Here is a 12,439-nt window from a genome sequence, read left to right on the forward strand (position 1 = left end):
GCTAAGCTTTCTCCAGCCGATTGGCCCTCAGGTAGGCCCACCCTAGCAGGGTGACGCCGATTAAGATCATGGGCAGGCTTAAAATTTGCCCCATGGTCAGCCAGTCAAAGGCAAGATAGCCCAAATGGGCATCAGGCACACGCACAAACTCCACGGTAAAGCGAAATAGCCCGTAGCAGAGCAGAAACAGGCCCGATACCGCCATGGTGGGCCGAGAACGGCTCGAGAACAGCCATAAAACAAGAAAAAGGGCAACGCCCTCCAAGGCCGCCTCGTAAAGCTGCGAGGGATGCCGAGGCAGGCCGCCGGCCCGGGGATCAGGAAACACCATCCCCCAAGGCACGTCCGTGACCTTTCCCCAGAGCTCACCATTGATGAAATTGCCAATCCGGCCTGCCCCCAACCCAATCGGCACCAGTGGGGCAACAAAATCCGTCACCTGGAAAAAGCGCTTGTCCACTTTGCGGGCATAGATGGCCAGGGCCACCAAAACGCCTAATAGCCCCCCGTGGAAAGACATCCCCCCCTGCCAAATCTTAAAGATACGGAGGGGTTCAGCCAGGACATTGTCAAAATCGTAGAAAAGCGCATAGCCGAGCCGACCCCCGAGGATGACCCCGAGGGCCCCATAGAAAATCAGATCATCCACCTGTTCAGGGCGCCAACCTGAGGTAGGGCGCTTGGCGCGAAGGCGGCCCAACCCCCAGGCCCCCAAAAAGCCGATCAGGTACATGATGCCATACCAGTGAACCTTGAGGGGGCCCAAGGAAAAGGCAACTGGGTCAATATTAGGATAACTAATCATCATAATCCTTGCTCAAGGCTCAAGAAATTCAACCCCCAACCGCTACCTTGGCTTAGAAGTTTAACCCCCAGAGAGAGGATGGCCCCCATTTATAAAGTCCAGCAACCCCTTCTGGAGGCAGGACAGGGCTGGCCGTACTACCACCGGGACTTAAATTGCATTGGGCTCAAGATAGTAGGGAGTAGTCATGGTGAAAAATTTAGCCCGTCACTGTTTTTTTCTTTTGTGCTTGATTCTTGCTCCTAGCATCGGATCGGCCGGTTTAAACGCCTTTCCCGATTCGGATTCAAATAATAACAGCAATAATACCAACCAAGGAAATACTCAGAATTTTAGCAACGACTCGGATGCTAATATCGATTCCAGCGGGGCAACCCCGAAAAGCACCGATGAAATCGTTGCTGCAACCAAAGCTGAGTGTGCCGCCGATCCTGCAAGCTGCGGGGTTACTTTATCCAGTTTTCTAGACAGCACCGGGTTTGGCGAGACCGAACCCAACAACCATGTCATGGGTGCCGACCCCATGGAATTTGGCGCTGAATATGTGGGTCAACTCTATAGCCCAGAGGACCAGGATTGGTTCTACATCACCACCACGGAACCCAATCAAATACTCACCGTTAATTTTAACGTCCCTGGATTAGAAGACATCACGGGGTGGAATATCTCCGTACGGGATAGCGGCGGTAACATTTTCTCGGAGGTCTATACCGGGTTTGACTTCGCGCCAGAAAGCCTATTACAGACAATCCTATCCCGTGCGGGCACCTATTATGTGGTGGTAAAATCCTTGAAGCAAGCCCAGGAGGAGACAAGATCTTCGGACCAAAACGGCGAAGCCGATTTGATCTATGAGCACCTGCCCCATGATTACCGCCTAGCCGCTTTTATAGGAAATTCTCAAGTCACCACAGAACCCATCGATGTCAACTTTTTTGATGCGGAAGTGGAGCCCAATGATTTCCGTATTGAGGCCAACCCATTATCTTTCTCTAGTCCACTAGCTTCCAATGTCACTATGGTAGGGCTACTTTCAGGTACCCCAATACCGGGAGTTCCAGCATTTGAATTCGAGAAGGATTGGTTTGTCTATGAAACAGAGGGCAATGAAATTCTGAGTGTAGAATTCTGTGTCCGCAAGGACTGCCAGGGCAGCGCTTGGCAAGTGACTGTGCTCGATGAAAATGAACTAACCTTGGTTGATATGCGGACTGATATGGAAAAAAGGTTTGATCTCGGCATCCGCAACCCAGGCAGGTACTTTATACGAATTGGTGTTGCCCCAAGATTGGATGAAGAAGGTGGTAAAGGCAGCGGAATAACTTATGTCTGTGCCATTGATCCTGCCATGCCCCTAAAAGATTGTCCTAACCCTGATGAGAGAATATTGATTGTTGAGCCTCCATGGCACCAATACAACTTCACGGTCACCAGCACCCAGCTCCCGCCCTTGATGAACGAGGTAAGCAGCCCCTAGGTATTCGCTTCACCAAATACCTTAGAGAAGAGTCTAAAATTAGGCTGGTAGGATATGCTAAAGCCCATTCTACCAGCCTCCTTACCATATCCCATTCGGGAACTTTTAGATTACAATGGGGTAAAAATACTAAAAGAAAGCATGAATGAGTTAAGCGCGATAAAACAATGGAACCACTAGCCAAATTATTAGCGGTCATCGGCGCCATTACGGCGATGATTACCGGCCTATTCCTTATCTTCTCCAGGCTAAAAGCAAAAGGTCAAAGCTTTGGGCCAAGCTCTTTGCGCGCCATAGGCATCGTTTTATTTGTCCCAACGCTATTAATCCTGGCGATTGTGACAGAATTCAATACCGAGGCATTGGCGGCATTGTTTGGAACCTTGGTGGGATATTTCTTAGCCCACTCGGGATCAAGCACCAACCAATAACACTACGCCCCAGCAACAGTTCCCAGACAAAGGCCATCTGGCCTGGGCTCTCCATAATTTTGTGCTCATAGCCCTCCAGCTACAATCCAAACCACTGTCCCCCTCACCCTTCTTTGAAATAATCTCCATAGGCACCTTGCCCGTCCAGTGTTTCCAATGCCCCCATTAGGGAAAAATCGTACTATCCCACGCCCCATGGAAAACTTTCCCCTCATGGGGGAAAATGCCCGAGCATAATAACCAGGCAATCGTTGATTAATCGCAAACTCCCCAAGGGGATGACTCAATGGTCACCAAAGCAGAACTCCTTAAACAAGCCACTCACCAAGCGTTAATAGAGGCCAATAAGCGCCATTTGGGCAATTCCGCGAAGGAACAACTTCAAACCGAAGCCCAAGCAATTATCGCGGACATCTTTCGCTCCATCCATTGGAGAAACACCGAGAATGACCCAGAGGTCCCCCAAAAACCCCTCACGGCCTGGCACCATCGGACCATGAGCGACCGGGAAACTGATTGGCGCTACTTGAACTTCGACAAAGAAGAGCTGCAACAGGCTGCTGAACGTTATTTGCAAGCTCCGTGGCTCCATTTTCCAGAGCTGGATTGGCTGTTGCTCAACACTTTAGTCTACGGGGATTATCTAACGACGCTGGATACAGTTCGCGCTCGCACCATGCCTTTCAGTCGTTATGAATCCAAAAAATCAGGCAAAACCAGCTTCAGAATGTTAGCTGAAGTCTGGAGAGGGGCTTTATTGATACTGAAAATTACTGCCTGGTTCATCATATTTGCTGCCGTCTCCCCCGCTTCACCCATAGGACCGCTCATTTGGATAGGGATCACCGGCTGGTGGCTATGGCGGAAGTGGGCTATTCGAAGGAAAAACAACACCCTTTTAAACTCAATGTTCAGTGCCTATGGGATGCTCAATATAACGGAGAAAAACTGGCCTAAAATTCATGAGAATCTCGAAAGAAGCCAGGAATTAGGGGCGATCTGGAATCCTACCATTTACCCTCTGGTTGAAGAGAGACGACGCGCTTACCCTCTTTAGAGGGTTTTTAGTCGGGGCACGGCGGTACGTGCCTTAATGTCCTATGAGGATCGCGGGACAGGAGGCGGTGAGATGACCAACCCAAACTAAGACCATTACGCATGGACACAAGAAACTATCTCCAGATGTTTGAGCAACTTTTTCAGATCATCGAGAAGGCGTTTCGGGTCAATCATCTTCGTCCTGTGGGGGGTGTGCTCAAGTGCTAAGCCACCTTGCGCTCGTTCTGGATAGTGATCTTGGGATCGGGATTTCGCGGCGGTATCGGTAATCCCTGCTCCTTTAGCAATTCCACATGCTCTTTCATCCCCCACTTCGCTTTATAAAGACAATCCTCCACGGAGTGGCCCACACCCGTGAAACCCTCGAGATCCGGTGAATAGAAACCAAAGTAATCCGGTTCCTCGGTCGCTTCAATGAGGAGTGAATAAGGTAGATCAATCAGGGACTGCCATGTTACTGGATGAGCTGCGTGCTAAAAAAGAGGTCATCGCCACGTTGGGGGATCAGTATGGGGCCTGCCACATCCGGGTTTTTGGCTCCGTCGCCAGGGGCGAGGAACGGCCCGATAGCGATGTGGATTTTCTGGTGGAGTTTCCCCGGGGCTATGATCTATTCGCGCAACGCTTGCCCTTGACGGAGCGATTAGAGGCGTTGCTCCAGCGGCGGGTGGAGGTGATCACGGAGCATGAACTCAATCGCCATCTTCGTGACCAGATATTGAAGGAGGCCGTGGAGCTATGACCAAGCCCTGGCAACCTTATGCCAAGCATGGTTCATCCCCGCGCCTGAGGGGAACACACTTCCTGTAACTATCTATTAAAATAAGAAAAAAATAGTAGTCTTATTTCTACCAACGAATCTCCAGTGCTTTAGTCATCAATTAAAAATCGAACTACCATAATATCCCCTATTGTTAAAGAGCACTTTCCTTCTCTTCACCTTGCTCAGGCGGATAAAAGGAAACCAACTTTAGACCATCCATCTCAACTGGCATACGCCGATTTTTACCCAGGGTGACAAAATCGAAGCCGGATTCTGTATTGGTGCTCCACGCCATAACAACATTGCCATCTTCGATACCTTCTTCTATCTGATTCGAGATCATCTCTCGGACTCGTGAAGACAAATCACCTATATACACTCCAGCCCGCACCTCCAATAGCCACAACGCCAATCGACCACGCAGCCTGGGAGGAGCATTTTCAGCCACGATGACCAGCATCACCAAGGCTCTTTGGATTAGGGATAGCAACAGGAACAGCCTCTTCATGAGGCGAAGGTGGTTTAAGTTCCCCAGCGGCCAAGACTTCCTCAATGCTGGGAATAATTTTCTTTAAGAGCTTAGTCTGCCTAAAAACATCGCGGCATGCCAGACGCACCATCCGCTCGGGCTCTCTTGGATCCTTAGCAGCAACTTGAAAGGCCATGGGTATTACCGTATCGAATTTAAACAGGTCAGCAACATCGTAGATAAATGAAAGTGGCTTGCCGGTATGGATGAATCCAACTGCTGGCGCATAACCTGCTGTCAGCACGGCCGCTTCAGTGATGCCATACAGACAGGCATTAGCCGAGCTGACACAGCGGTTGAGCATATCACTGCCCTCCCAGTTTTTGGGATCATAATGGCGCTTACTCCATTTCAAGCCATGACGCTGAGCAAGCAATTGATACATCTTACGGACCCGTACCCCTTCGATACCGCGTAACTGGTCTATGCAACGTACCTACCCGTGCCGCCAGAGCCGCCGCCGCATGAGAAACCCGGGTACCTGGTTCCAACATCAGACAGGCAATACTGCCCACTGGAATGTGGGTTCGGACCCCGTTTTTATCGATGACAACAAAGGCTCCGTCCAATACATCGATTTGACCATATTCAATAAATAAGAGAGATACACGTTCTTTCATAGCGATCGGTTTGAGAGGCGAAAGCATATTGGATCCATCCACTAATAGTTAAATAATTAGCCAAATAGATACTTTATCGCCTCATCCTTGGAAATCCTTAAATGCGTGGCAACATCAGTAATAATGGCGGATAGCGTTCCCACCCTCAATGGACTATGGTTGGGGATAGTAATATGATGTTGTCGAGCACCTTCTCCTTCTCTGGTCAGTCGAATATGGCTACCTGTCTGCCGAGTCACTCGATAGCCAACTCGATGGAGGGCTTTTACTAAGTCAGTCCCGCTAACGTCACGAGGAAGCTTCACAGCGCAATGACTTCTTCTTTGACAAAATGGAGACGAATTATTTTTGGGGCTTCGCCTTCCTCAAAATGGCAAGATACAGCCTCCCGTACTTGAGCATGCAGGCTTTCCAAATCATCGGCTTCGGTAAAAATCGATTCCCCAAGCGCCCGCAATTGGTATCCACCCTCAGGGGCTTCTTCCACAATAAAAATAATTTCGTTCATCAATTTTCCACCTGGTCACTTCAATGGAATGGGAATTGATAAGCATGATTAAATCCGTCTTACCATTAATAGCCCACACCCGAACCCTTTGGCTGGACCTATACCTTCATATTTGGAGTTTCGCCATGACTGACTGCGGTTCGGTCCCTCCTCACCTTGTCAGTCTGGAGAATTCGCGTTTCCTCGCGGTCCTTGGGCGGTGGCTAGGCCACGGCCCTTGGGGTCTTTACCGCTCCACGCGCTTTATCGGTTCCGGCGCTCCCCGCCGTACCCAACCTCAACACATTTTTGGCCGCGTTAATGTCCCGGTCGTGGGTAGCGCCACAGCTACAGGTCCACTCACGAATATTGAGCGGCAGAATCTCTTGCGCCGCGCCACACTCAGAGCACGTCTTACTGGTGGGCGCCCAACGGTCCACGATAAATACTTCTCGGCCATACCATTCTGCTGGGGCGTTGGGTAAAACCTGAATTTGTAGGCCCGTTGCGTTACCATATCCCAATCGTAATACAACAGGGCTTTAATAACAATGGCAAGGGAATATTTAAATGTACGGGTTGATTCCGATCTCAAAAAGCAACTTCAAGAGTTGGCTAAGAGGGAAAACCGAACGCTGTCGAACTTCGTCGAAACGGTGCTGGGCAACTACGCGAAACGCGAATTCATGGCGAAGCGCAAGTAATACCAATTCGTACTGACCCCGCATGTTATAATGAGGAGGTTTGAAAGCGAGTTTATGGGGAGGAGCGAGGTTGATGAGTCGCCGCCTAGAGCTAGAAATCACGGAGAGTGCCGAGGAATTAAAAGCGCTGCTTCACCAGCAGAGCGAGGTGAAACTCAAAGAACGAGTTCAGGCGTTATATTTGCTCAAGAGCGAGCAGGTCACCGAACTCAAAGCTTTGGGGAAAGTGCTAGGGCGCAATCCCTCCACCCTTTATCGCTGGTTTGAGGGGTATCGGGCCCGAGGGTTAGCAGGCTTGCTTGAGCTTGGGACGGCGCATAATGGGTGTGCCCGAGCTATACCGCCGGCGGTGGAGCAGGCCTTAAAGCAGCGTTTGAAAGAACCGCCGGGTTTTAAGAGCTATGGGGCGATTCAACAGTGGCTGAGGGAAGAATACGGGTTGCAGATTAAGTATAAAACGGTACATCAGACAGTACGTTACCGGCTCAAAGCCAAGCTCAAAGTGGCGCGCCCGAGCCACCTTCATCGAGAGGAAGCGGCGGGGGTGGACTTTAAAAAAAACTCCCGCGGCGCCTAGAAGTTTTGCCGGTCCTCTACGGGGCGGAAGACCCCGCTTTAGCGGTGCGGTATTGGTGTTACGATGAGACGCGCTTTGGGCTTAAAACCATCCCTCGGCGACTGATTACGTTGACCGGCACCAAGCCCCTAGCGCCGGTGCAATGGCAATTTAAAGCCTTCTATCTCTATGGGGCAGTGGAGCCGCTGAGCGGGGAAAGCTTCTTTTTGGAGTTCTCTCATCACGATAGCGACTGTTTTCAGATTTATTTGGATCACCTCGCTCAACGCTATCCCCACGCTCTCCATATCGTTCAACTTGATAATGCCAGCTCTCATTGGGCCAAGAAGCTGGAGTTGCCTGAGAATATCGTGTTGATGTTCCAGCCTCCCTATAGCCCCGAGCTCAACCCTATCGAGCGACTTTGGCAACACATGAAAGATCAGCTCAGTTGGGTTCTCTTTAGCACACTGGACTCCCTTCGACAGACTGTCGGGGAAATCCTCCAGGACCTCACTCCACAAACGATTCGTTCTTTAACCGGTTACCCCTTTATCCTCTCCGCTTTAAAGCATGCAAATATTTAAAGAAATGGTATAATGCGGCCCTCGCGCTCGCGGCTCCGCTACGCTGCGCACTCTCGCTGGGGGGTTGTCATACGTCCCTGTATTCCTTCAAGGTCTGTTGGAAAGGATCGCCGGCGTTGATCGCGGCAACCCACCGCCTTAAACTGAAAGTGTCAGCGGAAACGGGCGCCACTCCGGTTTGGCTGGAGCAGTGTCACCGCCACGCCCGCTGATTTGTCCTATTACTCGAAAGGAATTCCAGGCCCGAAGTGCTTGGCTTTCGTTTTCACCCCGACCTATACTGTCTTTAGAAACCTTGCGAGTGCCCCCGGAGGGGGTATAGGAAGCGAGGACCCATCACCCTTTGCTTGAGGTAATCGGCGATGGAGAGCTGTCCGGGTTTCTTGCTGCCCGCATTTTCTGGCGGGATGTGTCCGTCCCGGCGCAGGGCTTCAACCGCTTTTTTCTTCTCCCGCATCTTTCCCACTACGGCGCTGCATCGTTGGAGCTTGCGGTTAAGATCATCACACCCCGCTATGGCTTACCCTGGCGGGGTTTTCTTTTGGGCAGGAAAATAACTCTTGCGGGACTTGTTGTGGACTTGTGGACTTGTAGCTATCTTAAGGCGAATACAGGCAGATTTATTTTGGCATGGGATTCCACCATAACTACCCGTTTTTAAATGGAAATCGTATGGTGGCTATGGGTGGATTCGAACCACCGACCTCAGCATTATGAGTGCCGCGCTCTAACCAACTGAGCTACATAGCCAAAAAGCTTTAACACTTGTGATGAGAGTCCGTAACTAAAAACGGCTCCAAGATGGAAGAAAGATTTTACGTTATCTCCCAGTAAATTGTCCAGAAGGCCAGAGATTATACATTGAAACGAAAGTGCATGATATCACCATCCTGAACGATGTAGTCCTTGCCCTCAAGGCGCCATTTCCCCGCTTCCTTCGCGCCCTGCTCTCCTTGGTAAGTGATAAAGTCCTCATAGGAGACGACCTCCGCCCGAATGAAACCTTTTTCAAAGTCGGTATGGATAACTCCAGCGGCCTGGGGAGCGGTTGCGCCAATGGGAACTGTCCAGGCACGAACTTCTTTCGGACCAGCGGTGAAAAAAGTCTGCAAGCCCAGCAGCTTGTAGCCAGCACGAATGACCCGGTTTAAACCCGGTTCTTCAATGCCAAGCTCTGCTAAAAATTCCTCTTTTTCGGTATCTTCCAGCTGGGACAACTCCGCTTCGATAGCGGCACATACGGGGACAACCTCCGCTCCCTCCTTGGCGGCTAACGCCTCTACCTCCTGCAGCCAAGGGTTATTTTCAAAGCCATCCTCCGCCACATTAGCGATATAGAGGGTCGGCTTGGAGGTCAGTAAATGCAAAGACTGGAGACTTTTTAATTCTTCCTTGTCAAGCGCGAGGGCTCGGGCCGGTTTACCGGCATCCAGATGCTCCCCCATTTTCTCTAGCAGGTTTTTGAATGTAATGGCCTCCTTATCCGCTTTTGCCGCCCGGGTTGCGCGGGATAAGGCCTTTTCCACGGTCTCTAGGTCTGCCAGGGCCAATTCGGTGTTGATTACCTCTATATCCCCCAGGGGATTCACTTCTCCAGCCACATGAACTACATTTTGATCTTCAAAGCAGCGCACCACATGGGCGATGGCTTCCGTCTCGCGAATATGGGCCAGGAATTGATTACCGAGACCCTCCCCTTGAGAGGCGCCAGCAACCAAACCGGCGATATCCACAAACATCATGGTAGCTGGAAGCACCTGCTGAGGACCGACAATGGCGGCGATTTTATCTAGCCTCGGATCAGGCACCGGCACGACGCCCACATTGGGATCGATAGTGCAAAAAGGGTAATTCTGCGCTTCGATACCCGCCCGGGTAAGGGCATTAAATAAGGTAGACTTACCCACATTGGGCAAGCCCACAATTCCGCATTTAAATCCCATGGATGGTTGGTTCCTAGATTTGGCTGTGCAGTCGGTGCATAGCTTTTTCTATGTCATCTGCCAGCACCTCGGGCAAAACCTCAAGTGCTCCGGTAATGGCTGCCTCAATGGCGCGTTGATCCGCTGCCGAGGGACGATTTAGCACGTAGTTCACCACATCCTGACCGCTCCCAGGATGGCCAATCCCTAGACGTAGCCGTAAAAAATCCCGCCGGCCCAGACAGTTGATAATATCCCGCAGACCATTGTGCCCCCCGTGACCTCCATTGCGCTTGAGTTTGGCGCCTCCAGGGGGAAGATCCAAATCATCATGGATGATTAGCAAGTGCTCAAGAGGGAGTTGGTAGTAATTCAGAAGGGCAAGCACCGCTTGACCACTGCGGTTCATAAAAGTCGTCGGCTTGAGTAGCAGTAAATTTTGCCCGCACCAACTGACGCGGGCAAAATCACCAAAAAACTTTGCCGCTGGCTTGAAGTCCGTATCTAATCCCTTAGCGAAAGTATCTATCCACCAGAACCCCACATTATGGCGGGTCTGAGCATATTTCGCCCCTGGATTACCTAGGCCCACCAACAACCAAGCAGTTGTGCCCACCGGGCTCACTAGCGGCAGCCTACTCGGCGGCTTCAGCGCCACCTTCGGTTCCCGCTTCCTCTTCTTCGGCAACCCGTGGTTTATGGATGGTCACTACCGGTTGATCGTAATCCTCGCCAAGTTTCAGGGCTGGAATCTCAACGCCCTCAGGAAGCTTTAGATCAGATAAGTGCAAAGCTTCACCTGCACCGAGATCAGTCAAATCAACTTCGATAGACTCCGGTAAGTCTTTAGCTAAGCAAGTGATTTCAACATCGTTCAACAGGCGGGCTACGACACCGCCTTCCTGCCTTACACCGCGGGCGACATCATCGCCCATAAAATGCAAGTGCACGCTTATAGACAGTTTTTGGGTAGGGCTGACCCGTTGCAAATCCAAATGGAGCACTTTGTTAGGATTCGCCGGATCCCGTTGTAAGGCCTTAAGCACAGCCTTTTCCGTCTTGCCATTGGCATGGATAGTTAAGATATGAGAGTAAAAAGCTTCATAGCCCAGGTGCTGAAAAAGCAAATTATGATCAAGAGTTAGGGAAACAGGTTCTTTCCCGGCACCATATAGAATAGCAGGTACTTTGCCGGCGCGACGCAGGCGGCGGCTCGCACCTTTACCCTGCTCACCACGAACATCGGCGTGGAGTTCAAATAGGTTTTCCATTGTCTTTTAGTGTCTCCTGTCGACGAATCAAAAGCGCCCTACACGCTGCCCTCGCCTCCCCCGCGACCAAGGGTAGCGAGCAACAATGCAGGGCATCTTATTCCACAAATAGGGAACTGACGGACTCTTCGGCACTAATCCGATACACAGTCTCGGCCAGCATTTCAGCAATACTGAGTTGGCGAATCTTGCTACAAGCCCGGGCCTCTTCATGGAGCGGGATAGTATCCGTCACCACCAACTCATCCAACACGGACTTATTAATGTTTTCTACTGCTGGCCCGGAAAGCACCGGGTGGGTGCAGTAAGCGATGACCTTGGCGGCCCCATTGCTCTTGAGTGCTCGGGCAGCCTCACACAAAGTACCGGCGGTATCCACAAGATCATCGACCAATACGCAGGTCCGTTCCCTGACATCGCCAATAATATGCATGACCTTTGCCTCATTGGGATGGGGCCGGCGTTTGTCAATAATCGCTAGATCTGCCTCCAAGTGCTTTGCCAGAGCCCGTGCCCTCACCACGCCCCCCACGTCAGGGGATACGACGATTAGATGGGGATATTGATGCTTCCAAATGTCACCCAGAAGGACCGGCGAAGCATAGACGTTGTCTACCGGCAAATCAAAAAATCCCTGAATCTGATCGGAATGGAGATCCACCGTCAACACCCGGTCAGCGCCTACAACGGTAATCATATTAGCGACGACTTTGGCGCTGATAGGCACGCGGGCTGAGCGTGGCCGGCGGTCCTGGCGGGAATAACCGAAGTAGGGGATCACCGTCGTGATTCGGGCCGCTGAAGAGCGGCGGACAGCATCCACTAGGATCAGCAATTCCATCAAGTTGTCGTTAGTCGGGGCACAAGTAGGCTGAACGATAAAAACGTCCTTGCCCCGCACATGTTCCATCAACTCCACCATCACTTCCCCATCGCTAAAGCGACTGACCAGGGCTTTGGCCAAGGGGAGATTGAGGTAGGCAGCAATGTCTTTTGCCAACTGGAGGTGAGCATTACCGCTGAGGATAATCATGCGGGAAGGAGACTCAGGCCCGGCATTGGAATCCCATGGAGGGTAAATACGAAATTTTCTTGCGCGCGTCAGCACCATTGCTCTCAAAGAGGAGAAAAAATGATGTTAATAAAAATGGCTGGGGTGCCAGGATTCGAACCTGGGAATGCGGAGATCAAAACCCCGTGCCTTACCACTTGGCGACACCCCAAAATA

The 12,439-nt window shown here is 51.2% G+C and carries 17 protein-coding genes, 2 tRNA genes and 3 pseudogenes; 8 read left to right on the forward strand and 14 right to left on the reverse strand.

The features are described from left to right. Window position 1: 1 nt before the first annotated feature. Window positions 2-805 carry a prolipoprotein diacylglyceryl transferase gene (lgt, locus tag NHAL_RS18940; RefSeq protein ID WP_013034766.1) on the reverse strand — a complete coding sequence of 268 codons (804 nt, stop codon included), beginning with the start codon at window positions 803-805 and terminating at the stop codon, window positions 2-4. Between the two features lie 187 nt (window positions 806-992). Here lgt and NHAL_RS18945 point away from each other — a divergent pair, with 187 nt between their 5' ends. The 3 genes from NHAL_RS18945 (at window position 993) to NHAL_RS18955 (ending at window position 3,770) form a co-directional block, all read left to right on the forward strand. Continuing rightward, the gene (locus tag NHAL_RS18945; RefSeq protein WP_013034767.1) at window positions 993-2,282 is read left to right on the forward strand and encodes a hypothetical protein; all 1,290 of its coding nucleotides are present in this window, start codon (window positions 993-995) and stop codon (window positions 2,280-2,282) included. Window positions 2,283-2,449: 167 nt separating this feature from the next. Beyond that, window positions 2,450-2,713 carry a hypothetical protein gene (locus NHAL_RS18950; RefSeq protein ID WP_013034769.1) on the forward strand — a complete coding sequence of 88 codons (264 nt, stop codon included), beginning with the start codon at window positions 2,450-2,452 and terminating at the stop codon, window positions 2,711-2,713. 286 nt (window positions 2,714-2,999) lie between these two features. Further along, on the forward strand, window positions 3,000-3,770 hold the full coding sequence (locus NHAL_RS18955; RefSeq protein ID WP_013034770.1) for a hypothetical protein: 771 nt from the start codon (window positions 3,000-3,002) through the stop codon (window positions 3,768-3,770). Between the two features lie 205 nt (window positions 3,771-3,975). Here NHAL_RS18955 and NHAL_RS22155 read toward each other — a convergent pair whose 3' ends face one another. After that, window positions 3,976-4,122 carry a type II toxin-antitoxin system HicB family antitoxin gene (locus tag NHAL_RS22155; protein ID WP_238985397.1) on the reverse strand — a complete coding sequence of 49 codons (147 nt, stop codon included), beginning with the start codon at window positions 4,120-4,122 and terminating at the stop codon, window positions 3,976-3,978. Between the two features lie 71 nt (window positions 4,123-4,193). On the opposite strand from NHAL_RS22155, the gene NHAL_RS18965 reads away from it, so the two are divergent. Continuing rightward, window positions 4,194-4,514, forward strand: coding sequence for a nucleotidyltransferase family protein (locus NHAL_RS18965; RefSeq protein ID WP_238985398.1), 321 nt, complete (start codon window positions 4,194-4,196; stop codon window positions 4,512-4,514). Window positions 4,515-4,686: 172 nt separating this feature from the next. Here the strand turns inward: NHAL_RS18965 and cas2e are convergent, their stop codons facing one another. The 6 genes and pseudogenes from cas2e to NHAL_RS20765 all read right to left on the reverse strand — a co-directional run. Then, a complete protein-coding gene (gene cas2e / locus NHAL_RS18970; protein WP_013034772.1) occupies window positions 4,687-4,995 on the reverse strand; it encodes a type I-E CRISPR-associated endoribonuclease Cas2e in 309 nt (102 codons plus the stop codon). Further along, window positions 4,976-5,711 (reverse strand): annotated as a pseudogene (gene cas1, locus NHAL_RS18975) (CRISPR-associated endonuclease Cas1). Before cas1 ends, cas2e begins: the two are co-directional and overlap by 20 nt. Window positions 5,712-5,740: 29 nt before the next feature. Beyond that, window positions 5,741-5,989 (reverse strand): type II toxin-antitoxin system HicA family toxin, encoded by a 249-nt coding sequence (locus NHAL_RS20760; RefSeq protein WP_013034773.1) that lies wholly within the window; start codon window positions 5,987-5,989, stop codon window positions 5,741-5,743. Next, window positions 5,986-6,192 (reverse strand): hypothetical protein, encoded by a 207-nt coding sequence (locus NHAL_RS18980; RefSeq protein ID WP_013034774.1) that lies wholly within the window; start codon window positions 6,190-6,192, stop codon window positions 5,986-5,988. Before NHAL_RS18980 ends, NHAL_RS20760 begins: the two co-directional genes overlap by 4 nt. A 48-nt stretch (window positions 6,193-6,240) precedes the next feature. Next, a pseudogene (locus NHAL_RS22565) lies at window positions 6,241-6,303 on the reverse strand (type I-E CRISPR-associated protein Cas6/Cse3/CasE); the annotation flags it as partial. A 92-nt stretch (window positions 6,304-6,395) separates the two neighbouring features. Next, a pseudogene (locus NHAL_RS20765) lies at window positions 6,396-6,641 on the reverse strand (zinc ribbon domain-containing protein); the annotation flags it as partial. A gap of 81 nt (window positions 6,642-6,722) precedes the next feature. On the opposite strand from NHAL_RS20765, the gene NHAL_RS18985 reads away from it, so the two are divergent. The 4 genes from NHAL_RS18985 to NHAL_RS19000 all read left to right on the forward strand — a co-directional run bounded on the left by NHAL_RS18985 (window position 6,723) and on the right by NHAL_RS19000 (window position 8,679). After that, window positions 6,723-6,875, forward strand: coding sequence for a YlcI/YnfO family protein (locus tag NHAL_RS18985; RefSeq protein WP_013034776.1), 153 nt, complete (start codon window positions 6,723-6,725; stop codon window positions 6,873-6,875). A 73-nt stretch (window positions 6,876-6,948) separates the two neighbouring features. Then, window positions 6,949-7,452: a helix-turn-helix domain-containing protein gene (locus NHAL_RS22160; RefSeq protein WP_041355213.1), complete on the forward strand. Its 504-nt coding sequence runs from the start codon at window positions 6,949-6,951 to the stop codon at window positions 7,450-7,452. 5 nt (window positions 7,453-7,457) lie between these two features. Continuing rightward, window positions 7,458-8,018 carry an IS630 family transposase gene (locus NHAL_RS22165; protein ID WP_157862509.1) on the forward strand — a complete coding sequence of 187 codons (561 nt, stop codon included), beginning with the start codon at window positions 7,458-7,460 and terminating at the stop codon, window positions 8,016-8,018. Window positions 8,019-8,361: 343 nt separating this feature from the next. Then, the gene (locus tag NHAL_RS19000; RefSeq protein WP_041355215.1) at window positions 8,362-8,679 is read left to right on the forward strand and encodes a hypothetical protein; all 318 of its coding nucleotides are present in this window, start codon (window positions 8,362-8,364) and stop codon (window positions 8,677-8,679) included. 12 nt (window positions 8,680-8,691) lie between these two features. On the opposite strand, the gene NHAL_RS19005 is transcribed toward NHAL_RS19000, so the two are convergent. The 6 genes from NHAL_RS19005 to NHAL_RS19030 all read right to left on the reverse strand — a co-directional run bounded on the left by NHAL_RS19005 (window position 8,692) and on the right by NHAL_RS19030 (window position 12,434). Next, window positions 8,692-8,768, reverse strand: a tRNA-Met gene (locus NHAL_RS19005). A gap of 104 nt (window positions 8,769-8,872) precedes the next feature. Continuing rightward, a complete protein-coding gene (gene ychF, locus NHAL_RS19010) occupies window positions 8,873-9,961 on the reverse strand; it encodes a redox-regulated ATPase YchF (RefSeq protein ID WP_013034779.1) in 1,089 nt (362 codons plus the stop codon). A 13-nt stretch (window positions 9,962-9,974) separates the two neighbouring features. Further along, the gene (gene pth / locus NHAL_RS19015) at window positions 9,975-10,556 is read right to left on the reverse strand and encodes an aminoacyl-tRNA hydrolase (protein ID WP_041356019.1); all 582 of its coding nucleotides are present in this window, start codon (window positions 10,554-10,556) and stop codon (window positions 9,975-9,977) included. 19 nt (window positions 10,557-10,575) lie between these two features. Further along, a complete protein-coding gene (locus NHAL_RS19020) occupies window positions 10,576-11,211 on the reverse strand; it encodes a 50S ribosomal protein L25/general stress protein Ctc (protein ID WP_013034781.1) in 636 nt (211 codons plus the stop codon). A 97-nt stretch (window positions 11,212-11,308) separates the two neighbouring features. Beyond that, entirely contained in the window at window positions 11,309-12,244 is a 936-nt protein-coding gene (locus NHAL_RS19025; protein ID WP_013034782.1) for a ribose-phosphate diphosphokinase, read from the reverse strand. A gap of 115 nt (window positions 12,245-12,359) precedes the next feature. Continuing rightward, window positions 12,360-12,434 (reverse strand) — tRNA-Gln (locus NHAL_RS19030). Window positions 12,435-12,439 lie beyond the last annotated feature (5 nt).

The organism is Nitrosococcus halophilus Nc 4, assembly GCF_000024725.1.
In the GTDB taxonomy this organism is placed as follows: domain Bacteria; phylum Pseudomonadota; class Gammaproteobacteria; order Nitrosococcales; family Nitrosococcaceae; genus Nitrosococcus; species Nitrosococcus halophilus.